General features: G+C 65.4%; 23 protein-coding genes. 15 read left to right on the top strand and 8 right to left on the bottom strand.

Annotated elements, in window-relative coordinates; all coding sequences use genetic code 11:
* Positions 1-63: 63 nt before the first annotated feature.
* Together moaA and ACTDXD_RS00340 are read left to right on the top strand one after the other, a co-directional pair.
* Entirely contained in the window at positions 64-1,122 is a 1,059-nt protein-coding gene (gene moaA, locus ACTDXD_RS00345; RefSeq protein ID WP_440125260.1) for a GTP 3',8-cyclase MoaA, read from the top strand.
* A complete protein-coding gene (locus ACTDXD_RS00340; RefSeq protein ID WP_440125259.1) occupies positions 1,115-1,390 on the top strand; it encodes a MoaD/ThiS family protein in 276 nt (91 codons plus the stop codon). The genes moaA and ACTDXD_RS00340 overlap by 8 nt, the downstream gene beginning before the upstream one ends.
* A 3-nt stretch (positions 1,391-1,393) precedes the next feature.
* Here ACTDXD_RS00340 and nadE read toward each other — a convergent pair whose 3' ends face one another.
* Positions 1,394-2,233 carry an ammonia-dependent NAD(+) synthetase gene (gene nadE / locus ACTDXD_RS00335; RefSeq protein ID WP_440125258.1) on the bottom strand — a complete coding sequence of 280 codons (840 nt, stop codon included), beginning with the start codon at positions 2,231-2,233 and terminating at the stop codon, positions 1,394-1,396.
* A 118-nt stretch (positions 2,234-2,351) separates the two neighbouring features.
* Here nadE and ACTDXD_RS00330 point away from each other — a divergent pair, with 118 nt between their 5' ends.
* Positions 2,352-2,900: a nucleosidase gene (locus ACTDXD_RS00330; RefSeq protein ID WP_440125257.1), complete on the top strand. Its 549-nt coding sequence runs from the start codon at positions 2,352-2,354 to the stop codon at positions 2,898-2,900.
* 12 nt (positions 2,901-2,912) lie between these two features.
* On the opposite strand, the gene ACTDXD_RS00325 is transcribed toward ACTDXD_RS00330, so the two are convergent.
* Together ACTDXD_RS00325 and ACTDXD_RS00320 are read right to left on the bottom strand one after the other, a co-directional pair.
* The gene (locus tag ACTDXD_RS00325) at positions 2,913-3,671 is read right to left on the bottom strand and encodes an META domain-containing protein (RefSeq protein ID WP_440125256.1); all 759 of its coding nucleotides are present in this window, start codon (positions 3,669-3,671) and stop codon (positions 2,913-2,915) included.
* 116 nt (positions 3,672-3,787) lie between these two features.
* Positions 3,788-4,411, bottom strand: a complete 624-nt coding sequence (locus ACTDXD_RS00320) for a TetR/AcrR family transcriptional regulator (protein WP_440125255.1) — start codon at positions 4,409-4,411, stop codon at positions 3,788-3,790.
* A gap of 106 nt (positions 4,412-4,517) precedes the next feature.
* Between ACTDXD_RS00320 and ACTDXD_RS00315 the strand changes: the two genes are divergently transcribed.
* Complete coding sequence (locus ACTDXD_RS00315; RefSeq protein ID WP_440125254.1) at positions 4,518-5,081, top strand: NAD(P)H-dependent oxidoreductase; 564 nt, start codon at positions 4,518-4,520, stop codon at positions 5,079-5,081.
* 96 nt (positions 5,082-5,177) lie between these two features.
* Here ACTDXD_RS00315 and fepB read toward each other — a convergent pair whose 3' ends face one another.
* Entirely contained in the window at positions 5,178-6,203 is a 1,026-nt protein-coding gene (gene fepB, locus ACTDXD_RS00310; RefSeq protein ID WP_440125253.1) for a Fe2+-enterobactin ABC transporter substrate-binding protein, read from the bottom strand.
* A gap of 176 nt (positions 6,204-6,379) precedes the next feature.
* Between fepB and ACTDXD_RS00305 the strand changes: the two genes are divergently transcribed.
* The 7 genes from ACTDXD_RS00305 to nrdF all read left to right on the top strand — a co-directional run bounded on the left by ACTDXD_RS00305 (position 6,380) and on the right by nrdF (position 14,440).
* Complete coding sequence (locus tag ACTDXD_RS00305) at positions 6,380-6,955, top strand: 2Fe-2S iron-sulfur cluster-binding protein (protein ID WP_440125252.1); 576 nt, start codon at positions 6,380-6,382, stop codon at positions 6,953-6,955.
* Entirely contained in the window at positions 6,955-7,956 is a 1,002-nt protein-coding gene (locus ACTDXD_RS00300; RefSeq protein WP_440127828.1) for an FAD binding domain-containing protein, read from the top strand. Before ACTDXD_RS00305 ends, ACTDXD_RS00300 begins: the two co-directional genes overlap by 1 nt.
* Positions 7,953-10,043, top strand: coding sequence for a xanthine dehydrogenase family protein molybdopterin-binding subunit (locus ACTDXD_RS00295; protein ID WP_440125251.1), 2,091 nt, complete (start codon positions 7,953-7,955; stop codon positions 10,041-10,043). The genes ACTDXD_RS00300 and ACTDXD_RS00295 overlap by 4 nt, the downstream gene beginning before the upstream one ends.
* 328 nt (positions 10,044-10,371) lie before the next feature.
* On the top strand, positions 10,372-10,602 hold the full coding sequence (locus tag ACTDXD_RS00290; protein WP_169686011.1) for a redoxin NrdH: 231 nt from the start codon (positions 10,372-10,374) through the stop codon (positions 10,600-10,602).
* Positions 10,603-10,682: 80 nt separating this feature from the next.
* Positions 10,683-11,135, top strand: a complete 453-nt coding sequence (nrdI, locus tag ACTDXD_RS00285; protein ID WP_440125250.1) for a class Ib ribonucleoside-diphosphate reductase assembly flavoprotein NrdI — start codon at positions 10,683-10,685, stop codon at positions 11,133-11,135.
* Between the two features lie 171 nt (positions 11,136-11,306).
* Positions 11,307-13,388, top strand: a complete 2,082-nt coding sequence (gene nrdE, locus ACTDXD_RS00280) for a class 1b ribonucleoside-diphosphate reductase subunit alpha (RefSeq protein ID WP_440127827.1) — start codon at positions 11,307-11,309, stop codon at positions 13,386-13,388.
* A gap of 50 nt (positions 13,389-13,438) precedes the next feature.
* Positions 13,439-14,440, top strand: a complete 1,002-nt coding sequence (gene nrdF, locus ACTDXD_RS00275) for a class 1b ribonucleoside-diphosphate reductase subunit beta (RefSeq protein ID WP_440125249.1) — start codon at positions 13,439-13,441, stop codon at positions 14,438-14,440.
* A gap of 90 nt (positions 14,441-14,530) precedes the next feature.
* On the opposite strand, the gene ACTDXD_RS00270 is transcribed toward nrdF, so the two are convergent.
* Genes ACTDXD_RS00270 through ACTDXD_RS00260 form a run of 3 tightly spaced genes read right to left on the bottom strand, consistent with a single transcriptional unit; the run spans position 14,531 to position 17,164 of the window.
* Positions 14,531-15,007: an NUDIX hydrolase gene (locus ACTDXD_RS00270; RefSeq protein WP_440125248.1), complete on the bottom strand. Its 477-nt coding sequence runs from the start codon at positions 15,005-15,007 to the stop codon at positions 14,531-14,533.
* A gap of 17 nt (positions 15,008-15,024) precedes the next feature.
* Entirely contained in the window at positions 15,025-16,122 is a 1,098-nt protein-coding gene (locus ACTDXD_RS00265; protein WP_440125246.1) for an HtaA domain-containing protein, read from the bottom strand.
* On the bottom strand, positions 16,106-17,164 hold the full coding sequence (locus ACTDXD_RS00260; RefSeq protein ID WP_440125245.1) for an iron-siderophore ABC transporter substrate-binding protein: 1,059 nt from the start codon (positions 17,162-17,164) through the stop codon (positions 16,106-16,108). Before ACTDXD_RS00260 ends, ACTDXD_RS00265 begins: the two co-directional genes overlap by 17 nt.
* A 323-nt stretch (positions 17,165-17,487) precedes the next feature.
* Here ACTDXD_RS00260 and ctaD point away from each other — a divergent pair, with 323 nt between their 5' ends.
* The 3 genes from ctaD (at position 17,488) to ACTDXD_RS00245 (ending at position 21,432) form a co-directional block, all read left to right on the top strand.
* Complete coding sequence (gene ctaD, locus ACTDXD_RS00255) at positions 17,488-19,257, top strand: aa3-type cytochrome oxidase subunit I (protein ID WP_440125244.1); 1,770 nt, start codon at positions 17,488-17,490, stop codon at positions 19,255-19,257.
* Positions 19,258-19,385: 128 nt separating this feature from the next.
* Complete coding sequence (gene serB, locus ACTDXD_RS00250; protein ID WP_440125243.1) at positions 19,386-20,675, top strand: phosphoserine phosphatase SerB; 1,290 nt, start codon at positions 19,386-19,388, stop codon at positions 20,673-20,675.
* The gene (locus tag ACTDXD_RS00245) at positions 20,668-21,432 is read left to right on the top strand and encodes a peptidyl-tRNA hydrolase (RefSeq protein ID WP_440125242.1); all 765 of its coding nucleotides are present in this window, start codon (positions 20,668-20,670) and stop codon (positions 21,430-21,432) included. Before serB ends, ACTDXD_RS00245 begins: the two co-directional genes overlap by 8 nt.
* A 41-nt stretch (positions 21,433-21,473) precedes the next feature.
* On the opposite strand, the gene glgX is transcribed toward ACTDXD_RS00245, so the two are convergent.
* A complete protein-coding gene (gene glgX / locus ACTDXD_RS00240) occupies positions 21,474-23,624 on the bottom strand; it encodes a glycogen debranching protein GlgX (protein WP_440125241.1) in 2,151 nt (716 codons plus the stop codon).
* A gap of 42 nt (positions 23,625-23,666) precedes the next feature.
* Here glgX and ACTDXD_RS00235 point away from each other — a divergent pair, with 42 nt between their 5' ends.
* A complete protein-coding gene (locus ACTDXD_RS00235; protein WP_440125240.1) occupies positions 23,667-24,500 on the top strand; it encodes an ABC transporter ATP-binding protein in 834 nt (277 codons plus the stop codon).
* Positions 24,501-24,533: the final 33 nt, after the last annotated feature.

Below are 24,533 nucleotides of genomic sequence, written 5' to 3'. Positions count from 1 at the left end.
CGTGGCATTCATTCCGCCGGGCGCGTTCGATAGGCATACTGGCGGCATGAGGCCGGTGATTCTGTGACAGCAGTGGATGTGGGAATGCCGTCCGTGCGCGCCGCGACGGACCACGTATCCGATCGCCCCGACGTACCCGAACTCCTCGACCGCTTCGGGCGTGTCGCACGAGACCTCCGTGTCTCCCTCACCGAAAAATGTTCCCTGCGCTGCACCTACTGCATGCCCGAAGAAGGCCTTCCCCCGATCCCCCGTGAGCAACTGCTCACCGCCGACGAAATCGTGCGCCTCGTCGACATCGCCACCGGCCACCTCGGCGTACGCGAAGTACGGTTCACCGGCGGCGAACCCCTCATGCGCCGCGACCTCGAAGACATCATCGCCGGCTGCCGCCGCGTCGCCCCCCACGTACCACTGGCCCTGACCAGCAACGCCGTCGGACTCGCCCACCGCGCCCGAGGCCTGCGCGACGCCGGACTGTCCCGCATCAACATCTCCCTCGACACCATCGACCGCGATCACTTCGCCCGGCTGACCCGACGCGACCGCCTCGATTCGGTCCTCGCGGGCATCCGCGCGGCCGCGCAGGTGGGTTTGGCCAGGGTCAAGGTCAACGCGGTCCTGATGCCCGAGACCCTCGACGGCGCCGCCGACCTGCTGCGCTGGTGCCTCGACGAGGGCGTCGAACTGCGGTTCATCGAGGAGATGCCCCTCGACGCCGACCACGAATGGGCGCGGACGAACATGATCACCGCTGCGCGTCTGCTCGAGGTACTCGGTGCCCGGTTCACCCTCACCGAGACTGCGCGAGAGGACCCGTCGGCTCCCGCGGAACGCTGGTTCGTCGACGGTGGACCGGCGACGGTGGGGATCATCGCGTCGGTCACCCGGTCGTTCTGTTCGGACTGCGACCGCACCCGTCTGACGGCCGAGGGCACCGTCCGGTCGTGTCTGTTCAGCGATCGGGAGACCGATCTGCGGGCGGCGATCCGTGGTGGTGCGACCGACGACGAGCTTGCCGCGTTGTGGCGCGGCGCGATGTGGAACAAGTGGGCCGGACACGGCATCGACGCGGCGGGTTTCGTTCCGCCGGAACGCAGTATGGGAGCTATCGGTGGCTGATCAGACGACCGGGATCGAGGTGCGGTACTTCGCGGCAGCAGCGGACGCTGCGGGACGGGAGAAGGAGACGGTCGACCTCGCCGTCGGGTCCGACCTGGCGGCGCTGCGTGCGGCACTGATCGCACGCCACGGCGCCGACATGGAACGGGTCCTGTCGGTTGCTGCCTACCTGGTCGAGCCGGAAGCAGGTGGTGGCGAACTCACCCGCGATCTGAGCTTCCCCGCGGGAGCGAAGGTGGACGTGCTGCCACCCTTCGCCGGCGGGTAGCGCTCAGCGCCACCAGGTGTCGAGCGGAGCGACCGGTACGGTGCGCTTGTGCCTCGTCGCAAGGAACACACGCTCGACTTTCTCCGCTAGTTCCGCCGTGACGTCCTTGCCTTCGAGGTAGTCGTCGATCTCGGCGTAGGTCATACCGAGCGCGACCTCGTCGGGTAGGGCGGGCTTGTCGTCTTCGAGATCCGCGGTCGGAACCTTCTGCCACGTGCTGTCCGGCGCTCCGAGCTCACGCAGGAGCGCCGCGCCCTGCCTCTTCGTCAGGCCCGTGAGCGGTGTGACGTCCGCACCGCCGTCCCCGAACTTCGTGAAGAAACCGGTGACGGCTTCCGCCGCGTGGTCGGTACCGATCACCAGGTGCCCGAGCTCGCCCGCGATAGCGTACTGCAGAATCATTCGCTCGCGGGCCTTGATATTGCCGCGGACGAAGTCGCGGAGGGTGGCGGTGTCTCCGAGGAGTTCGCGAATGCCCTGTGCTGCTTCTGCGGCACTCGCGTCCGCTCCGGGTTTGACGTTGATGCGGAAATCGCGGTCGGGCTCGATGAAATCGAGCGCGATCCGCGCATCGTGTTCGTCGGCCTGCTCACCGTAGGGGAGGCGAACTGCGACGAACTCGGCTTCGTGCCCGTCTGCACGCAATGCCTCGACTGCGAGCTGCGCAAGGCGGCCCGCCAACGTGCTGTCCTGCCCTCCGCTGACTCCGAGCACAAGGCCTCTCGCCGGAGTGCTGCGCAGATAGTCTGCGAGAAACCGCACACGCGTGTCGATTTCGGCCTTCGGGTCGATGGTGGGCCGGACTCCGAGTTCATCGATAATGCGATCGCGAAGATTCTCCATGCGGGAACTCTAGCGGGCATGTCGCCGCCGTGCGATGCGCCGCGATACGGTGCGGCAAACTGGTTGTTGCTGCACCGGGTGGTGCGCGCGCAACGGATCGGACCGGGAAGGGCAGCGTATGAAGGGGATTCTCGTCGTGTCCGCGACGAAGGCCGAAGCGGCGCATGTGGCCGACCGATACGACGTCCTCATCACCGGCATCGGGAAGGTCACCGCGGCAGTTGCGGTCACTGCGGCGCTTGCGCGCTACCCCGAAGGCGCACGGCCACTCGTCGTCAACATCGGCACGGCGGGTGCACTGCACGGTCATCACGGCGGACTCTACGTGCCGTCGACAGTGATCAATCACGACATCAGCAGCAAGGTACTGCGCAGTCTCGGGCATCCGGTCGCGGATGCCCTCTCGGTCGATGAGGGTGACGGTACCGTCCTCGCGACGGGCGACACTTTCGTCTCCGACGCAGAGGTTCGTGACGCGTTGGCAGCGCGTGCTGATCTCGTCGACATGGAAGGGTTCGCGGTCGCGTCCGCTGCGTGCCATATGGGGGCGCGAGCGCGGTTGGTGAAGTACGTCAGCGACCACGCCGACGACTCGGCAATGGACTGGCCGAACCAGATCGACGTCGCCGGACGGGCCCTCGCGCAGTGGCTCGAGGAGCGGTTCTGACGACTCGGCGGCCTAGCGGGCGCGGTAGCCCAGCCCATCGACACCATTCGACGCGGTGAGCGTCATCTCCGCCCCGTCGATCACATAGGTCGTTTCACCCGAGAGGACCGCGAGGACGTGGTTCTCGATCTCGGTGAGCGCCGCGTCGGTGCAGGCGGCGCGAGTGGTCGCCAGCGGACCGAACACGAGGGTGCCATCGCCGACTTCGGCGGTTCCGGTGAAGCGGTTGCATCCGGTGCTGCCCGAGACCTGTCCGTCCTCGGTGACCACCAGTTCGGGGGCGGTCTCATCCAGCGCCGCCGACGACATGACCGCGTCGGAGGTGCGCATGGTTGTGACGAACCATTCGGTTCCGCTGATCGGCCGGTCGGGGTCGACGACCTTCTTGTCGGTGAGAAAGACCGTCGTCCCGTCGCCGGTGAGGGTGAGCGCATCGCCGTCGAGGCTCCACCGCGGAGACGCGGCGACGAGGGAACTCAGCCATCCGTCGGCTCCGTCGCGAGGGGGCGGGCACGCCATCATCGTGCTCGCAAGATCAGGCGCACGCAGGGTGCTGTCCGCGAGATCGGCCGCACCGGCGAAGCGGTTGCACCCTGCGGTCGCGGCGAGTCGGCCGGGTTCCGGGAATTCCACGACGAGTGGCCCACCGCCGGGAATCGGGCTGCCGTTCACCTCGGTCGAGATGAACGTGCGACCGGTGAGATCGTCGGCAGAACCGGATCCGGAGGGATCGGATGCGCCGGTGCTGCAGGCGGAGACAGCGACTGCCACGGAACAGAGTGTGAGGACGCCGAGGACTCGATTCATCCCCTCACGCTACTCATTTCCCCACGCTGCAGGGACCGCGTCCAGCTGGAGCGGCGGAAACCATCCGAACCCGATGGCGCTCATCCGGGGAGCTCTGTACCCGCAATGCCGTCGCCGGTGACGACCCTGTGCGCGAGGTCGGCCCAGTTGTCGGCGAGCTGTCCCAGTGGATAGCCGAGTTCGTGCCACTGGTACAGGATCAGGCCGGGGTCCAGTGCTGCCAGCAGTGAGTGGGCGAGCAAGCGGGAGCGGCTGCCCATCCCGATCGTGCGCAGCAGCATCTCGATGTGGATGAGCGAAACCTGCCGGGGGGCGTTGCCGTGACGGGTCTCGGTCGAACTCTCCGCTGCGCGGAGCAGTTCTCCCTGGACTTCGACGAGTTCGATGCGTGCTCGCCCGAATGCGATCAGTCGCGCAATCGGCTCGGCGTCGGGCCCGAGTGGGGGAGGACCGTGCATGCAGGCGTGCTGGAATGCGGATTCGCTGTGGTCGAGGAGTGCGGCCATGAGGCCCGCGCGTGAGCCGAACCGACGGAACACCGTGCCCTTGCCGACGCCGGCGCGAGCTGCAACAGCATCCATGGTCACCGCGTCGGGTCCACGCTCGGCGACGAGCAGCGCTGCGGCGTCGAGGAGCCGTTGCCGGTTGCGCGCGGCGTCACATCGCTCGATGCTCTCGTCGGCGAGAGGGACCGGAATGTTCACAAGGTCACACTTTAGCGGATGGGGAAGATAAGTGGACCGCGGTCCGTTTATGCTCGTGTAGTTGCCTCGCCCCGGACGTCCGTCCCAGAACCCAAGGATTTCGAACATGGCCCAGACCCGAGTTCTCGCCCTCGTCGGCAGCCTGCGTACCGCAGCTGTCACCCGCCAGCTTGCGGAGACCGCCGTCGCAGTTTCCCCCGACGAAGTCGAGGTCACCGTGTACGAGGGCCTCGCAGACGTCCCCTTCTACAACGAAGATCTCGACGGTGACACCGTTCCGGCTGCTGCTGTTGCGCTGCGCGATGCTGCCGCGGACGCGGACGCGTTCCTGCTCGTCACGCCCGAGTACAACGGCACCATCTCCGCCGTTCTCAAGAACGCCATCGATTGGCTCTCCCGGCCGTACGGTGTGGGTGCGATGACAGGTAAGCCGGTCGCGGTTGTGAGCCAGTCACCGAGCCAGAATGCAGGCAAATGGGCTCTCGAAGACACGACGAAGGCTGCCGGCATCGCCGGTGGCAAGGTCATCGAGGGTGGATCGCTCACGATCGGAGAGACGTTCGGTAAGTTCGGCGAGGCGCATGCCAAGGAGCACGCCCAGACCGCCGATCAGATTTCTGCCGTGGTGGTCGCACTCGCCGATGCGAAGGCAGCTCTCGCCAGCGCCTGATCACGACTGTCGCATGGGCACGGGCCGGAAACCTCAGAGGTTTCCGGCCCGTTTCCATGTCGATATCGGAGCGCGTCGACGCCGGGGTGCTCACAGTCAGCCGAGCGCGTCGACGATGCGATCGATGACGTTGGTGGCGCTGTAGTAGTCGAGGCGGAAGCTGTCGTAGCCGAGGGCGTGCACCGAGTCGTTCCGGACCGACTTCGTCTCGGCCAGAGTGGGATCGGCCTTCAAGCGATCGGCGTCCTCCGGTAGGGCGTTGATGATGAACGTGTTCCCTCCGGTCAGCGCCAGCGACAGGTTCTCGGTCGCCACGGCGATGATGTCCGAGCGTCCCGCAGCGGCTGCTCCTGCCGTCTCGGGAACGGACGCGATCTCGAAACCCAGCCGGGTGGCGAGGCGGCCCTGAGCGGACTCGCCGGTGAAGACCCGGGAATCCTCTGGGGAGTTGTAGGTGAGGATGCTCACCGTGTTCTCTTCGGCGATTGCGGGTGCGATCGCGGTCTTCGCTTCGTCGACCTTGGTGTCGAACTCGTCAAGAAGCTCGTCAGCCCGCTCCTCTGCGCCGACGGCCTCGGCCATCTGCATGGTCAGGTCCTGCCACGACTTGTCCGAGTAGTCGTAGACGAGAGTCGGTGCAATCCGGGAGAGAAGTTCGACCTGATCGAGTGTGGAATCGGCACCGCTGGACGAGACGACGATGAGATCCGGTGCCGCTGCGGTGATCGCCTCGATATTGGGCTCGCCCTGGTAGAGGGTCTCGACGTCGCGGTCGGCTGCGATATCGGCCCATTGTGTGAACAGGCCGTTCTCGTCGGTCACTGTGCTCGGCGGCTGCGCGGCGGTGCCGTACAGCGGTGCATCGAGGGCGAGCAGGGTGCCGGTCAGGGTCACGCTCGTCGACACGATCCGCTCGGGTTGGGTGTCGAGGGTGACGGGACCCTCGGCGGTCTCCACGGTGCGCGGCCATTCCCCGCTCGATTGGGTGGCAGGCGTCGAAGCGTCCTCATTCGACTCGGGAGCGGACGAGCACGCCGTCATGGTGACTCCGAGAGCCAGGGCGCCGGCGGCTGCCACCAGACGGGCGCCGCGACTACTGCGGCGGTGCAATGTTGTGGACAAGATCTTCCTCCTGCGTGCTGATGCCGAGACCGGCATTGCAATCCTACGGTTAGGGCAGCGTTACCTAAGTCGAGGGGTTGCCATGGCTCGATATCCACGATTCCGCCAGCGAACGATTGGATCGAGTCGCCGACGGGAATGCCCAGTGCACAGCCCACGGTTCGGAAGGTTCGCTCATGGCAACGGAAAACGTATCGGCCTCTGCCTCGAACGGTTACGAGCGCGACATAACGCTCCACGTCGACGGCGCAGAACGGCTCGTCAGGGTCGATGTACGTACCACTGTTCTCGACGCGCTTCGCGATCGCCTCGACGTCATCTCTGCGAAGAAAGGGTGCGATCACGGTCAGTGCGGGTCGTGCACTGTACTGCTCGACGGCCGCCGTGCCGTGACATGTCTCGCGCTCGCGGTCTCCCACGAGGGGGCGCATATCGTCACCGCCTCCGGACTGTCCTCTGACGGCGAGTTGCATCCACTTCAGCAGCGGTTCATCGACGACGATGCGTTCCAGTGCGGGTACTGCACGCCCGGCCAGATCTGTTCTGCAGTCGGGATGCTCGACGAGGCTGCGCACGGAGATCCCAGCTACATCACCGAGGATCTCGCCTCGACTGTCGCTCTCGACGGCAACGAGATCCGCGAGCGAATGAGCGGAAACCTGTGCCGGTGCGGGGCGTATCCGAACATCGTTGCTGCGATCGCCGAAGTCGCGGGCGAAAGACCGGGCGTATCGACCGGAGGGCGCGAGTGATGAAGCTGCTGCGCTACGAACGGGCTGCGGACCCCGCCGGTGCGGTCGCGCTCGTCCACGACAACCCCGATGCCACATTTCTTGCAGGAGGGACCAATCTCGTCGACAACCTGAAACTCGGAGTCGAGACACCCGGCCTACTGGTCGATATCTCGCGACTGCCGCTCGACGACATCGTCGAGGCTGCGGATGGTGGTGTCCGCATCGGCGCCAACGTGCGGAACAGCGATCTCGCCGCGCATCCGGTGGTGCGGCAGCGCTATCCGATGCTGGCCCGTGCGTTGCTCTCGGGCGCTTCGCCGCAGCTGAGGAATTCGGCGACCACGGGAGGCAACCTTCTGCAGCGCACCCGGTGTGTGTACTTCCGCGACCTGTCGACGCCGTGTAACAAGCGCGAACCCGGCAGCGGATGTTCGGCCCTCGGCGGCTACACGCGGTATCACGCGCTGTTCGGGGCGTCCGATCGATGCGTCGCGACCCACCCGTCCGACATGGCGGTGGCGATGCTCGCTCTCGACGCCGAAGCCGTCGTCCTCGGTCCGGAAGGTGAACGGGCCGTCCCGATCGAAGAGTTGTACCGACTGCCCGGGGACGCACCCGAACTGGACACCACTCTCGCCCGCGACGACCTCGTCGTGGGCGTCCATATTCCCGCACCGCAGGGTAGCGCCTCTGCCTACCGCAAAGTGCGAGATCGCGCAGCGTTTGCGTTCGCCCTGGTGTCGGTCGCGGCCGAACTGACCGTGAGCGACGGTGCGATCAGTGGCTGCCGACTCGCGTTCGGTGGAGTGTCGCACAGGCCATGGCGTGCACACCGTGCCGAGGAGACGCTGCTCGGGCAGTCCCCCAGTGACGAGGCGTTCACCGCGGCAGCAGACGCCGAACTCGCCGCCGCCCGGCCGGTCGACGGGAACGCCTTCAAGGTGACGTTGCTGCGGCGCACCGTTGTCGCTGTCCTGCGCGACCTCGCCCACCGCATCTCTGGGGAGGAGTCCGCATGAGTCGCCTCGAAAACCGTGCCATCGGCACGTCGACTGCACGGGTGGACGGATCGAGAAAGGTGACGGGAACCGCGCCGTACGCATACGAGCATCACGTTTCCGATCCCGCGTATCTCGTACCTGCGACCGCGACGATCGCCCGCGGCCGTGTGCGGAGCATCGACACGGCAGCGGCACGGGCGGTTCCCGGGGTGCTGGCCGTGCTCACTCCTTTCGATGCCCCGCGTCTGACAGCCGAAGCAGAAGGCGAGTACGTCGTCCTTCAGAGCCCGGATGTCCTGTATCGGGGGCAGATGGTTGCGGCTGTGATCGCGGAGACACCCGAAGTGGCCAGGCAGGCGTGCGATCTGTTGAGCATCGACTACGCGCCGCAGCCGCATGACGTGGGATTCCGGCACGATCATCCCGCGATGTATGCGCCGGAGAAAGCCAATGGCGGTTATCCCGCAGACAGCGAACGCGGCGACGTCGGCGCTGCGTTCGGTGCTGCCGACATCGTTGTCGACCAGTGGTATTCGACCCCCGAGGAACACAACAATCCGCTCGAACCACACACGGTGGTGGCGTTGTGGGAACACGACGAATTGACGCTCTACGATTCGACTCAGCACCCGCATGGAGTGGTGGACGCACTCGCGCCCGTTCTGGGAATCGACCCCGCGAAGATCCGCGTGATCTGCCCGTACATCGGTGGGGGATTCGGATCGAAGGGCGCGCCCCATGCGCACGACGTGCTCGCTGCCATGGCCGCACGCGCGCTGCCGGGACGCGCGGTGAAGTTCGCGGTCTCACGGCAGGACATGTTCGGCTACGTCGGCTATCGAGCCCCGACGTCGTCACATGTGCGTATCGCGGCCGATCGCGACGGCAGGATCGAGGGAATGGTCCACGAGGCATACACGCAGTCGTCGCACGTCGCGGAGTTCGTCGAGCAGGCCGCGGTGTCGGCCAGGAGCCTGTACCGGGTACCGAACCTGAGGACCACCCACCGGGCGGTGGCGTTGGACGTGCCCGCGCCGTTCTGGATGCGGGCTCCCGGTGAGGCGCCCGGTATGTACGCCGGGGAAGTTGCGATGGACGAACTCGCGACCGCGTGCGGAATCGACCCGATCGACCTGCGGATTCGCAACGAACCCGAGGTGGACCCGGAGACCGGGAAGCCGTGGTCGTCGCGGAGGCTGGTCGAGTGCCTCCAGGAGGGTGCACGACGGTTCGGATGGGATCCGGACGATCGCGAACCGGGGCTTCGGCGTCACGGGCCGTGGCTCACCGGCACGGGTGTCGCGGTCGCCACATATCCGCACATGGTGAATCCCGGCTCGGAAGCAACGATCCATCACGAAGGCGACGACCGGTTCGTTGTGCGGATCGCTGCAGCGGACCTGGGGACAGGTGCGTGGACGGCCTTGACCCTCATTGCCGCGGACGCGCTCGGCTGCGACGTGGAGAACGTGCGCGTCGAGATCGGCGACAGCGCGTTGCCCAACGCGACCGTCGCCGGAGGTTCGTCGGGTACCTCGTCGTGGGGCACCGCGATCGTCACGGCTGCCGAGGAATTCCGGAAACGATTCGGAGACCGACCTGAAGCCGGCGCCGAAGTGACAGCGACCGCAGGCGAGAATCGAGAACTCGAGCATCACCGAGCTCAGTCGTTCGGCGCACATTTCGTGGAGGTCCACGTCGATTCCGACACCGGTGAGATCAGGGTGCCGAGAATGCTGGGAATGTTCTCCGTGGGGCGGGTGATCAATCCACGTACGGCCCGCTCGCAGTTCATCGGGGGAATGTGCTTCGGCATCTCGATGGCGCTTTTCGAGGAAAGCGTTCGTGACGATCGTTTCGGGCACGTCGTGAATCATGATCTGGCGGAGTATCACGTGCCCACGCACGCCGACATCGGCAACATCGACGCCGGGTGGCTCGATGAGGACGATATGCGAGCCACACCAACGGGGTCGCGAGGTGTCGGGGAGATCGGCATCGTCGGGAGTGCAGCTGCTGTCGTCAACGCGTTGTGGCACGCGACGGGAGTTCGGGTGAGAGATCTGCCCGCACGTCTCGAGGACGTGTTCGAGGCGCTGCCCTGATCGCAATGGTGACGCGACCCACCGCACTTGTCGGTGGGTCGCGTCACACTGTGCGGAAACGCCCGTGAAAGGCGGGTGCCGACACGCCGCCCGAGCACCTGATCCGGAGGCGAGAAAGTCAGGCGACCTGCGAATATCAAGAATGTAACTCACAACATCCTGGGTTCTATGTATCCGTCGGGCACAAGGTGTAGTGTCTAGACCGTTGGAGGCCCACAACGTGATCGATCTCTCGGGGAAGTGGGATCGAGTCGGTTCGATGGGCGTTCCTCCGTCGCGCAGCAGTCAGTCGTCCGGCCGGTCAGGGCCGTGTGAAAGAGGGGTTTTCATGAGCATCACCGTCTACACCAAGCCTGCTTGCGTCCAGTGCAATGCCACCTATCGCGCCCTCGACAAGGCCGGTATCGACTACTCGGTCGTCGACATCTCCGAGGACCCCGAAGCCCGCGATTATGTGATGGCGCTGGGCTACCTCCAGGCGCCTGTCGTGGTGGCCGGCGAGGATCACTGGTCCGGGTTCCGTCCGGATCGCATCAAGGCTCTCGCGGTCGCAGCCTGATTCCACTCGGATCGCTGCAGCAGTGCGGCATCGTATGCCGAGCCGGACTTCGTAATCGACCGAAAAGTTGGTGAGTACCGATGACCTCGCAGGGGTCTACCCCGCGGACGTCTCTGGTGTACTTCTCGAGCGCATCCGAGAACACCCACAGGTTCGTGCAGAAACTCGGGATTCCGGCCGTCCGGATCCCGCTGCATGACCGTGAAGGCACGTTCGAGGTCCGAGATCCGTACGTGTTGATCCTGCCCACTTACGGAGGCGGCACCACCGTCACCGGCCGCGACACGAATTTCGTGCCGAAACAGGTGATCCGCTTCTTGAACCACGAGCACAACCGGAGTCTTATTCGCGGTGTGATCGCGGCGGGGAACACCAACTTCGGCGAATCATTCTGTTTCGCGGGCGACATCGTTTCGCGAAAGTGCAAGGTGCCGTATCTGTATCGGTTCGAACTGATGGGCACAGCCGACGACGTGGAGCGTGTCCGTGATGGTCTCGCGCAATTCTGGGGTCAGAGCCTTCAGACCGCATAACGCTACAGGCGGGTCTCGACCCGCAGTTCTCGAGGACCGCGCGCCCGCCGGCGGCGCGGCTGATTTTCATACCTTCCGATATGTAGGGGCAGCACTGTGACCATTACCGATCCCGCTCGGACCACGAGCTCCGCGGCAGACGAGTCGCTCGACTACCACGCACTCAACGCGATGTTGAACCTGTACGGTCCGAACGGCGAGATCCAGTTCGACAAGGACGTGGCCGCTGCGCGCCAGTACTTCCTGCAGCACGTCAATCAGAACACCGTGTTCTTCCACAACATCGACGAGAAGCTCGACTATCTCGTCGAGGAGAAGTACTACGAGCCGGAGGTTCTGGACAAGTACTCGCGCGACTTCGTCAAATCACTGTTCCAGCAGGCATACTCGAAGAAGTTCCGTTTCCCGACGTTCCTCGGTGCGTTCAAGTACTACACCTCGTACACGCTCAAGACCTTCGACGGCAAGCGCTACCTCGAGCGGTTCGAGGACCGCGTCTGCATGGTTGCGCTGACCCTCGCCGACGGCGACGAGATCCTTGCCCGTCACCTCGTCGACGAGATCATCTCCGGTCGATTCCAGCCGGCGACCCCCACGTTCCTCAACTCCGGAAAGAAGCAGCGCGGCGAGCCGGTGAGTTGCTTCCTCCTTCGTATCGAGGACAACATGGAGTCGATCGGTCGCTCGATCAACTCGGCACTGCAGCTGTCGAAGCGCGGTGGTGGAGTTGCATTGCTGCTCACCAATATTCGTGAGCACGGCGCGCCGATCAAGAAGATCGAGAACCAGTCCTCGGGCGTCATCCCGATCATGAAGCTGCTCGAGGATTCGTTCTCGTACGCCAATCAGCTCGGCGCACGTCAGGGTGCCGGTGCGGTGTATCTGCACGCCCATCACCCCGACATCTACCGCTTCCTCGACACCAAGCGTGAGAACGCCGACGAGAAGATCCGCATCAAGACGCTGTCGCTCGGCGTCGTGATCCCCGACATCACCTTCGAACTGGCGAAGCGGAACGAGGACATGTACCTGTTCTCGCCGTACGACGTCGAGCGGGTCTACGGCAAGCCGTTCGCCGATATCGACGTAACTGAGAAGTACTACGAGATGGTCGACGACAAGCGCATCCGCAAGTCGAAGATCAAGGCCCGCGAGTTCTTCCAGACGGTCGCAGAACTGCAGTTCGAATCCGGCTACCCGTATGTGATGTTCGAGGACACCGTCAACCGGGCGAATCCCATCGCGGGCAAGATCACCCACTCGAATCTGTGCTCCGAGATCCTTCAGGTCTCGACGCCGTCGGAGTTCAACGACGACCTGTCCTACAGCCATGTGGGCAAGGACATCTCTTGCAACCTCGGCTCGCTCAACATCGCGAAGACCATGGACTCGCCCGACTTCTCGCAGACCATCGAGGTCGCGATCCGCGGCCTGACGGCGGTCTCCGATCAGACGAGCATCGCGTCGGTGCCGTCGATCGAGAAGGGCAACAACGAGTCCCACGCCATCGGCCTCGGCCAGATGAACCTGCACGGCTACCTGGCGCGCGAGCGCATCTACTACGGTTCGGCCGAGGGTATCGACTTCACGAACATCTACTTCTATACGGTGCTGTTCCACGCGCTGCGCGCATCGAACCGGATCGCCATCGAACGCGGCACCCATTTCAAGGGGTTCCCGGAGTCGAAGTACGCGTCGGGTGAGTTCTTCGACAAGTACACCGAGCAGGCCTGGGAGCCGGAGACGGATCGCGTGCGCGCCCTGTTCGCCGACGCAGGCGTGACCATCCCCACCCAGAGCGACTGGCGCGAGCTGAAGGCGTCGGTACAGGAGCACGGCATCTACAACCAGAATCTGCAGGCCGTCCCGCCGACCGGATCGATCTCGTACATCAACAACTCCACCAGCTCTATCCACCCGGTGGCGTCGAAGGTCGAGATCCGCAAGGAAGGCAAGATCGGTCGCGTCTACTATCCCGCGCCGTACCTGACCAACGACAACCTGGACTACTACCAGGACGCGTACGAGATCGGGTACGAGAAGATCATCGACACCTACGCGGCGGCCACACAGCACGTCGATCAAGGTCTGTCGCTGACACTGTTCTTCAAGGACACCGTCACCACACGAGACGTGAACAAGGCTCAGATCTACGCGTGGCGCAAGGGAATCAAGACGTTGTACTACATCCGGCTTCGTCAGATGGCGCTCGAAGGGACCGAGGTGGAGAACTGCGTGTCCTGCATGTTGTGACCTCTGTCGAGACAGTCCTTGCACCAGCACACAATTCAGGTAGGTAACCGATGACTACAGCAGCGCACACGCCGGCCGACGGCACACGCGTCAAGCTGATCGATCGCGTCTCCGCGATCAACTGGAACCGCGTCCCCGACGAGAAGGACTCCGAGGTGTGGGATCGCCTCACCGGCAACTTCTGGCTGCCCGAGAAGGTGCCGGTGTCCAACGACATTCCGTCGTGGGGCACGCTCACCGAATACGAGCAGCAGCTCACCATGCGGGTGTTCACCGGCCTGACCCTGCTCGACACGATCCAGGGCACCGTCGGTGCCGTGTCGCTGATCCCCGACGCGGTCACGCCGCATGAGGAGGCGGTGCTGACCAACATCGCTTTCATGGAGTCCGTGCACGCCAAGAGCTACTCGCAGATCTTCTCCACGCTGTGCTCGACCCGTCAAATCGATGATGCGTTCCGGTGGTCGGAGGAGAACGAGCACCTGCAGCGCAAGGCCCAGATCATCCTCGATTACTACCAGGGGGACGATCCGCTCAAGCGGAAGGCGGCCTCGACGCTGCTCGAGTCGTTCCTGTTCTACTCGGGTTTCTATCTTCCGATGTACTGGTCATCGCGCGCGAAGCTCACCAACACCGCCGACGTGATCCGTCTGATCATCCGCGATGAGGCCGTGCACGGCTACTACATCGGTTACAAGTACCAGAAGGGCCTCGAACAGGTTTCGCAGGCCGAGCGTGACGAACTCAAGGACTGGGTCTTCGACCTGTTGCTCGAGCTGTACGACAACGAGACCCACTACACCTCGGATCTGTACGACGAGGTCGGTCTCACCGAGGACGTCAAGAAGTTCCTGCGCTACAACGCCAACAAGGCGCTGATGAACCTCGGCTACGAGGCGTTGTTCCCGAAGGACGAGGCCGACGTCAACCCGGCGATTCTGTCGGCACTGTCCCCGAACGCCGACGAGAACCACGACTTCTTCTCGGGGTCGGGAAGCTCGTATGTGATCGGCAAGGCCGTCGTCACGGAGGACGACGACTGGGACTTCTGATCCGGCTGCCACATCCGGTTCGACCGTATGACTGCGGCCGAATGTCGTTCTTTTCGGACGGCGTTCGGCCGCAGCGATGTTCGGGGCGGGTCAGGGGCTCCGGAACCAGGCCTCGGGACGGCCGGCGAGCGCCCTCTCCAACCGTAGCGCCGACGTGGTCGTGAGCGGTGTGGGCAGCTCGTCGGGTGCGAACCACGCCACCTCGAGATTCTCGTCGTCGGCGACCCGGGCCGCTCCGCCGGTCGCGCGCATCACGAACGACACGTCCAGATATTGCGCGACGTCCCCGTTGGGATAGGTGATCGGCTCGGTGACGTCGACGCTCGTGAGCCGGAGCACCTCGGCGTCGACCCCCGTTTCCTCCGCCACTTCGCGGACTGCCGCCGCGGCCGGTTCCTCACCGGGCTCGAGGGTGCCCGACACCACCGCCCACTTGCCGTTGTCGGCGCGGCGGGTGAGCAGGACACGGCCGTCGTCGCCGAGCACAATTGCGCTCACCCCGGACAACCACAGCGGATCATGGCCGACGTGAGTGCGGAGGGCAGCGACGAAATCAGGGATGGGCATGAGTCCGTCCCAGCACGTCAGAAGTGGAACGACACAGGGGACGCGGTCTGCCCCGAGTAGGGCAGCAGGACGGTCGGCTGCAGGGGCACCGTGAACCGGGCGGGCACATTGCTCCACTGGGTGCGTCCGCCCTCGGCGGGTGTATCGAGGCGGGCCAGTGTGATGCGGCTCATCGAGTCGCTGCCGACCTGATCGCCGGTCGATGATTCCGCGGTCAGGTAGGTGCCGTCGGCAGTGAACTCGATCCAAGGATTCGCGAGGGCGATCTCGAGCAGATGGAAGCGCGTGAACGACACGACCGTGCCGCGGTACTCGATGCGTCCGAGGCCGGTGTTCTTGTCCATCCGCGCCTCGGAGAGCTCGAAGGTCATCGTTCCGTCGTCTCGAACCGAGGCGCCGTCGCGGCCCACGACCGAGCCCTGGGTGGTTCCCGTGACGAGATCGTTGTAGCCGGGGGCGAATCCCCACACGAGGTCCTGGGATGGCGCAACCGGAGCGTTCGGGCCGGGGGAGGGGTCGAAGTTCACCGGGACCGACAACTCCTGCTCGGCGTTGACCGCATCGGCCGCGCCGAAGGTGTAGATGCCGTACCGGGCATCGTCGGGAACGGTCTCGGGCGCGTCGATGGTGATCGTGGCCGTGAACGATCCGTCGTCGGCGAGCGGAACCCACTGCTGCCGCACCGTGCGGCGCATGTCGAACGGTCGATCCGGAACCTGGTTCAATGCACGTTCCGACAACACCCACGCGTTGGTGGAGCGCACCGTGGCGCGACTCTCGGTGGGGGCGTCCTCGGACGGGCGCCAGTGCTCGGAGAAACCGCCGAACGAGACGAAGGTGCCGTGCGGAACACCGGGCGGCACCGGTAGCGGCAGCCCGCCGGTGCGGTTGGCCTCGGGGTCGAACCCGGTACCGCGGACGACCACCGTGTCGCCTTCGTGGACGGGAGCGTCGCCGAGAGGAGTCGTACCGTCGGCGGCGAATACCTCGATGTCCGGCCGGTCGGCAGGCTGGGCGGCTACCGGCGCGACAGCCAGTGTGCCCAGTGTGAGTGCGCCCGCGAGAGTGATGCCGATCCGGCGGACACCTGCAGTGTTGTCAGTTCGAATAGCCATTGAGTGTGTGCCTCAGATCTGTCAGTACTGCGTGGGCCGCGACCGGGCCGGGCGTGGACCACACCTCGTCCGAGACGGAGAACAGCCGGTTGTCGGTGACGGCACCGAGATCGAGCCACTCGTCCCGCTTCATGTACTCCGTACCCCGATCGAGGCCGTTCTGTCCGGCGAATCGGACGAAAATCACATCTCCGTCAGCGGGCGATGGGTCCTCTGTGTCGAGTTGTCGGAAGGCGCGGCCGTCCTCGACCCCGAACCGCTGCGGTGCAGGCCTCTCTGCCCCGAGGTCGGCGAGGACCTGACCGGCGAACGACGCGGTGCCGTCGATGGTGGGTTCGTCGCCGGTGAAGCGCACGAGAGACGCTTGTGTCTGCGACGAGGTGAGTTCGCGTCCGAGTTCGGTCGCTGCGACGGAGTACTCCTCGAGCACCCTGCGTGCCGCTTCGGAACGGCCCAGCGACTCGCCGACGCGCTCGAACTGCTGCCGCCAGAACACCTGGTCGGATCCGACGACGACGGTCGGTGCGACGGACGACAACGAGTCGTAGAGTCCCGTGTCGGCCGCTGCGCCGATGATGAGATCCGGTCGGGCCTGCTCGATCGCAGCGAGATCGGGGGAGCCGGCCGAACCGATCGCGGGAATCTCCGAGACACCCGTGCCGAGGTATTCGGGACGTTCGTCCGCGGCGATGCTCACACCGACGACGCGTTCCCACAGTCCCAGTGCACACACGGCGTCGAGTGACGCTGTGTCGAGGACCACGATCCGCTGCGGATCGTTCGGGACCTCGGATACGCCGGCGGTGTGGATGACTCCGTGCGTGCCGCCGGCGGGTAGGCCCGGGTCGGTGGGGCTCGGCAGCGCGCACGCCGTCGTCGTGTCGCGTTCGATACCCACCACGGCGGCGCCGGCGATGCGGGTGGTGGTGCGCACGATCTCGGAGGCCGGGTCGTCGGCCGGAGCCGAACAGCCGACGACCGTGAGCGCGGCCGTGGCGGCGGCGAGAGCGACGATGCGGACACGGTGCGCGGGCAATTCCACCACTTCCTCTAGAGGGGACGAATCAGGTTATCGCTTGTGCAGATCGGCCCCGGCGATCCTGCCACAGTGGGCCGCGTCGAGAACGGTGCTCTACGCGGGCGCTTCTCCGCTAAGTGATGTGCGTCACTCGGGGTGTGTGACGTGCTGGACGCGGCGATTCGCTCGTGTGCGAATCGCGGGTTCAGCGGTAGTGTGGCGGCCGAGTACGACAGCGAGTAGGACCCGGTTAACGAGTGGTGCGCGCACGGTCTACGATTCGATGAGCGCAAGCCAGAGAGACCGTTCGCCTCCAGCCCGAGTCGAGCGCGCATTCAGGAGGATTAGTGACTGCCGTAGCGCCCCAGCCAGTCCCAGAGATAGCTGCAGCAAGGCCATACCCGCCGCGGCAGGGACCAAAGGGTTCGTTCATCTACAAGATGATCACCACCACAGATCCCAAGGATCTGGGGATCATGTACTTGATCACCTCGGTTTCGTTCTTCCTCATCGGTGGCCTCATGGCCCTCCTGATGCGCACCGAACTCGCGGTTCCGGGCCTGCAGTTCCTGTCGAACGAGCAGTTCAACCAGCTGTTCACCATGCACGGCACGATCATGCTGCTCATGTACGCGACGCCGGTCGTGTTCGCGTTCGCGAACTACATCCTGCCGCTGCAGATCGGTGCGCCCGACGTGGCGTTCCCGCGTCTGAACGCGTTCAGCTACTGGCTGTACCTGTTCGGCGCGACGATCGTGATGCTCGGTTTCGTGACCCCCGGCGGCGCTGCCGACTTCGGCTGGACGGCATACACGCCGCTCACCAGTGAGCTGCACTCCCCGGGTGTCGGCGCGGACTTCTGGATCCTCGGCCTCGGTGTCATGGGCCTGGGCACCATCCTCGGTGGCGTCAACTTCATCACCACCGTCGTGTGCCTCCGTGCTCCCGGTATGACGATGTTCCGGATGCCGATCTTCACCTGGAACATCCTGATCACCAGCATCCTGATCCTGCTGGTCTTCCCGCTGCTGACCGCCGCTTTCATGGGCCTGTTCGTCGACCGTCACCTCGGTGGTCACATCTACGACCCGGCCACCGGTGGTGTCCTCTTGTGGCAGCACCTGTTCTGGTTCTTCGGCCACCCCGAGGTCTACGTCATCGCGCTGCCGTTCTTCGGCATCGTCTCCGAGATCTTCCCGGTCTTCAGCCGCAAGCCGATCTTCGGTTACACCGGCCTCGTCTACGCGACGATCGGCATCGCTGCGCTCTCCATCGCCGTGTGGGCTCACCACATGTACGCAACCGGCGCGGTGCTGCTCCCGTACTTCTCGTTCATGACGTTCCTGATCGCTGTGCCGACGGGCGTGAAGTTCTTCAACTGGATCGGCACCATGTGGCGAGGTCAGATGACGTTCGAGACACCGATGTTGTTCTCGGTCGGCTTCCTGATCACCTTCCTCTTCGGCGGTCTGTCCGGCGTCATCCTCGCGAGCCCTCCGCTGGACTTCCACCTGCACGACACCTACTTCGTCGTCGCGCACTTCCACTACGTCGTGTTCGGTACCGTCGTGTTCGCCACCTACGCAGGCATCTACTTCTGGTTCCCGAAGATGACCGGCCGGATGATGGACGAGCGTCTCGGAAAGTGGCATTTCTGGCTTACCTTCGTCGGCTTCCACCTGACATTCCTGGTGCAGCACTGGCTCGGCAACGAGGGCATGCCCCGTCGCTACGCGGACTACCTCCCGACCGACGGTTTCACCAATCTGAACATCGTGTCGACGATCGGTGCCTTCGTCCTCGGTGCCTCGACACTGCCGTTCATGTGGAACGTCTTCAAGAGCTACCGCTACGGCCAGGTCGTCACGGTCGACGATCCGTGGGGCTACGGCAACTCGCTCGAGTGGGCCACCACCTGCCCGCCGCCGCGCCACAACTTCACGGAGCTGCCGCGCATTCGCTCGGAGCGTCCCGCATTCGAACTGCACTACCCGCACATGGTGGAGCGGATGCGCGCCGAAGCGCATGTCGGACCGGGTAGCCACAAGCACAACGTGAACGTGCTCGAGGGTGCGGACCGCACTCCCGGCGACCACCCGCGTGCCGGCGAAGACTAGACGCGCCATCCCTGAAAGAGCTTTGACGAAGACCCCGCCCCCCACGGGCGGGGTCTTCGCCTTCTGTGGCCCGAGGCGATTCGCAGGGGCCCAACCCCCGCACGTCAGGGACACACGCGACTGCAACAATGGACGCGCACGTGTTTCGGCCGTGCACGATTCGACTGACGAAGATCGGAGACGTAGTGGCGTCTGAGACCACTGTGCTCGTGACGGTGACGGGCCCGGACCATCCCGGTGTGACCTCGGTGCTGTTCGCCGCGTTGAGCCGCCACGACGTGGACCTGCTCGATGTCGAGCAGGTTGTCATCAAGGGGCGGCTCACGCTCGGCGTCGTAGTGGTGTGCCCCGGTGATCCCGAGGCCCTGCAGGACGAGGTCGAGGCCGCCATGGCCACCATCGGTATGAACGCCGATGTCGAGGTCGGCGCCCGGCCGGTGAACGGCCGCGCTGTCTCCACCCATGCGGTTGTCGTGCTCGGTAGCCCCGTCAGCGCCCGCGCCATGCGCTCCGTCGGTCGTACGCTCGCCTCCCTCGGAGCGAACATCGACTCGATCCGCGGCATCGCCGATTACCCGCTCACCGGCCTCGAGTTGATGGTCACCGCCACCGACCAGGGCGCCGTCGCCGACGAAGCCCTGCGCAAGGCACTGGCGGAACTCGCGGCGGGTCTGGACGTCGATATCGCCGTGGAGCGTGGTGGGCTCGCCCGCCGATCGAAGCGCCTGATCGTGTTCGATGTCGATTCGACGCTCGTCCAAGGTGAGGTCATCGAGATGCTCGCCGCACATGCCGGTGTCGAGGACAAGGTCCGTGCCGTCACCGAGGCCGCGATGCGTGGGGAACTCGATTTCACCGAATCGCTCGAGCAGCGAGTGGCCACCCTCGCGGGCTTGCCCGCCAGCGTGATCGACGAGGTGGCCGAGCAGATCGAACTGACGCCCGGTGCACGCACTACCATCCGGACGCTGCGTCGTCTCGGATTCCGCTGCGGAGTCGTCTCGGGTGGCTTCCGTCAGGTCATCGAAGGCCTCGCGCACGACCTCGAACTCGACTTCGTGCGGGCCAACACACTGGAGATCGTCGACGGAAAGCTCACCGGCAGGGTCATCGGCGACGTCGTGGACCGGGCGGCGAAAGCACGCGCGCTCCGGGAGTTCGCCGACGACGCCGGCGTCCCGATCGAGCAGACCGTGGCGGTGGGCGACGGCGCGAACGACATCGACATGCTCAGCGCAGCCGGTCTCGGTATCGCCTTCAACGCGAAGCCCGCGCTGCGTGAGGTCGCCGACACCGCGCTGTCCTACCCGTATCTCGACGCGGTCCTGTTCGTCCTCGGCGTGACGCGGGAGGAGATCGAGGCAGCAGACCGCGGCGACGGAACGCTCCGGCGCGTCCCACTCGAGCACGGTGCCTGAGCCGCACCCGGTTTTCGCCGATCCCGGATTCCGATCCAGGCACGGGGTACTCGCGGGCGGCTACGGACACCGCGACGACCCGGACGATCCGTCTGCAGTGCTCGCGATGCCCCTCGTCCTGCACATCCCGAAAGCCGAGCCTCCTGCCCGCAGCGCATTGCTCGAGGCCGCGGCCGTCGCGACAGTGGCGCTGTGCCTGGACCCTCGGGTCGGCGCCGGAGAAGACGGTGGACCGGGCGAGTGGCAGGAGGCGTTCCTTTCGTGGAACGATGCCCGGATTCGCAAGGTGAGCCGTCGCGCCCGCGGAGTGCACTGGCGTGCCGTGCAGGAGATCGATGGGGTGACCGTCGACCGTGGTGGAGCGCAGGCCCGCGCGCTCGTCCCCGGCCCGGTGGGCGACCTCGATCCTCGTATCGCGCGACTGCAGATCGGTGGTACGGATCTGCCTCACGACGATCCCGTCGATGCTCCCGCGGGGGTGCCTGTGCTGTGGGTGAACGCGGCACTCGGAATGACGGTCGGAAAAGCCGCGGCTCAGGTCGGCCATGCCTCGATGCTGCTGGCCGGGGCCCTCGACGTCGACTCGGCGCGCGCATGGGCGGCGACCGGCTTTCGGTGTGCGGTTCGTGACGCCGACCCGGGCCGGTGGGGTGAGCTCGCAGTCGGAGTCGAGGAAGGGGCAGGCGTCGCGGTGCGCGACGCCGGCTTCACCGAGGTCGAACCGGGCTCGATGACCGTGATCGCCACCGTGTCCTGACGGGTCAGCGTCCTGACGCGAAACACTCGCCGCCGCGCTGGTCAGTTCGCGGCCCGGAACACCAGTACGGTCGGTCCTGTCAGCGAGAACGACGACCCCACGCGGTACGCGGCCGAATCGATCGGACGGCCATCGGCCGCGGAAGAATCGAACACACACCGGATGTCGCCGTGGTACCACTCGGGGCTCGCCAACGTCACCGCCATCGAGTCGCCGGCGTGCAGGACGAACAGGCCGCTGGTGTCCGGAAGAGGTCTGCCCGTCGACGTCACCGTTGCCAGCCCCGATCCGTCCAGCCACGCCTGCACTGTGTGACGGTCGTCGTCGTGCCAGTCGGCATCCTGCAGTTCGTTGCCATCGCCCCCGAACCACACGAGATCGGGATAACCGACCGTGCGGGCACGGCCTTCGAAGAATCGACGTTGCCGGAGCACGGGCACTCTGCGCCGCAGTTCCAACAGGAAACGGACGAACTCGATGCGTGCGTGGTCGGCGCGTTCCCAGTCGAGCGGCCACGCCTCGGATACCGGCGTCCCGGCGGGGACACAGTACGCGTTGTTGTTGCCGCGCTGGGTGTGGCCGAACTCGTCGCCCGCGAGGAGCAGGGGAGTGCCCGCCGAAAGCAGCAATGTGGCGAGCAAGGCGCGGACGTGTCGAGCGCGCGCGGTGAGGATCGCGAGATTGTCGGTCGGCCCTTCGATGCCGTGGTTCACCGACTCGTTGTGGTCGGAACCGTCCCGGCCGTCCTCACCGTTCGCGGCATTGTGTTTGCGTGTGAACGAGACTGCGTCGGCGACAGTGAACCCGTCGTGCGCGGTGACGAAATTGATCGACGCCGACGGCCGGCGGCCGGAGCGCCGATACAGTTCCTCCGACCCCGTCAGGCGAGAAGCGATCTCACGCACTCCGGAACGTCGCGCCCAGAAGCGTCGGGTAGCGTCGCGGTAGCGGTCGTTCCACTCGGACCATTGGACACCGAACCGGCCGAGTTGATAACCCTCGGACGTCGCGTCCCACGGTTCCGCGATGAGTTTGCATTCGGTGAGCACTGGGTCGGTGGTGATGGCGGTGAACAAAGCTGCGCGAGCGTCGAACGCGCCGCCGAGTCGGCGGCCCAGGGCACTCGCGAGATCGAACCGGAAACCGTCCACGCCCATGTCCGTTGCCCAATAGCGCAGGCTGTCGCAGATCATCCGCACCGTGATCGGCGACGTGCCATCGACGGTGTTGCCGCAGCCGGTCAGATCGATATCGTGGCCGTTGTCGTTCAGAAGGTAGTACCCGGGAGCATCGAGCCCGCGCCACGACAGGCTCGGTCCCGCGACCGACCACTCGCACGTGTGGTTGAAGACGACGTCGAGGATCACCTCGATCCCGGCGTCGTGCAGCGCCGTGACCATCGTGCGGAACTCTGCGATCTCGTTGCCGGGTACCGCGGCATAACCGGGGTGTGGTGCGAAGAACGACGCGGTCGAATACCCCCAGTGATTGCGCATTCCCCTGGCCCGCACCGGAGGTTCGGTGACGAATGCATGCACTGGCAGGAGTTCGACCGCGGTGACACCCAGGTGTACGAGGTGGCCGATCACCGCCGGGTCCGCCAATCCGAGATAGGTACCTCGAAGCGCGTTCGGTACGCCGGGATGCGCGGCCGTATACGAACCGACGTGCAATTCGTAGATGACGGTATCCTCCCACGGGATGGACGGTCGGCGATGCTGTGCCGTCTCGGACGAGGCAGCCGGGGTGACGACGGACAGGGGCGTGTGCCCGAGCGAATCGACACAGGACATCGAGCCGAACGGCTCGTCGTCGTACGCGAGCAATCGCGCGGTGTCGCCGACATCGCTTCCGGTGACCTGTCGGCCCCACGGGTCGAGCAGGATCTTGTGCGGATTGGTTCGCAGGCCGTCGCGGGGGTTCCAGGGCCCGTGCGCGCGATAGCCGTACCTACAGCCGGCACCGACATCGGGGATCGTGCCGTGCCAGATACCGAATGTGCGGTCGGGCAGGTCGACGCGGCGTTCCCGATCGTCGTCGTCGATCAGGCAGACCTGCAGGCGGTCGCAATGCGGAGCGTGGACAGCGAAGTGAGTACCCCTGTCGCCCGGTGTTGCGCCGAGGGGAAACGGTGATCGATCGGCCTCGGCCGTGCGATCGGCGGAGGCATGCACACGAGTGGATGACGACACGAAGGAGATCCTGCCGTGTCCCGAGTAGGGACGTGAGCGAAGATGGACGGCGTGGCACAACCTGATCCCGATCTGCTCATCGAATTCGAAGATGTTTTGGTGCGGCGAGGAGGAAATGTCCTCGTCGGCCCCGTGACCTGGAAGGTGGAACTCGACGAGCGTTGGGTGGTGCTCGGTCCGAACGGCGCGGGTAAGACGTCGTTGCTGCGTGTCGCGGCTGCCGAGGACTTCCCGACGTCCGGTACCGCGCACGTGCTGGCCGAGACGTTCGGCCGCACCGACCTCTCGGAACTTCGGCCTCGCATCGGACTGTCGTCGTCCGCGCTCGCCAATCGCGTCCCTCGTGATGAGTTGGTGGTCGATCTGGTGATCTCCGCCGGATACGGTGTGCTCGGCCGGTGGCGGGAGAAGTACGACGACGTCGACCACACCCGCGCGGTCGAGATGCTCGAGAGCCTCGGCGCCGAACACTTGGCGCAGCGCACCTACGGAACCCTCTCCGAGGGGGAGCGCAAGCGGGTGCTGATCGCCAGGGCGCTCATGACCGACCCGGAACTGCTACTGCTCGACGAACCTGCTGCGGGCCTGGACCTCGGCGGCCGTGAGGAACTGGTGGCGCGGCTCGCGACACTCGCCGCCGACCCGGACGCGCCTGCGACGGTCCTGATCACCCACCATGTCGAGGAGATCCCGCCGGGATTCACCCACGCGATGCTGCTCAAGGAGGGCGGTGTGGTCGCGCAGGGCCTGATCGACGATGTGATCACCGCGGAGAATCTGAGCGCTGCCTTCAGCCAGTCGATCACTTTGGACAAGGCCGACGACCGCTTCTTTGCTCGCCGCACGAGCGAGCCGGGGAGACACCGGCGGGGCTGAGACCGGGACGGGTCGAGCCGGACTGATCGATTA

It is taken from the genome of Rhodococcus sp. SJ-3 (assembly GCF_051918125.1).
In the GTDB taxonomy this organism is placed as follows: domain Bacteria; phylum Actinomycetota; class Actinomycetes; order Mycobacteriales; family Mycobacteriaceae; genus Rhodococcus.
This window is presented reverse-complemented; position numbering and strand designations above follow the sequence as displayed.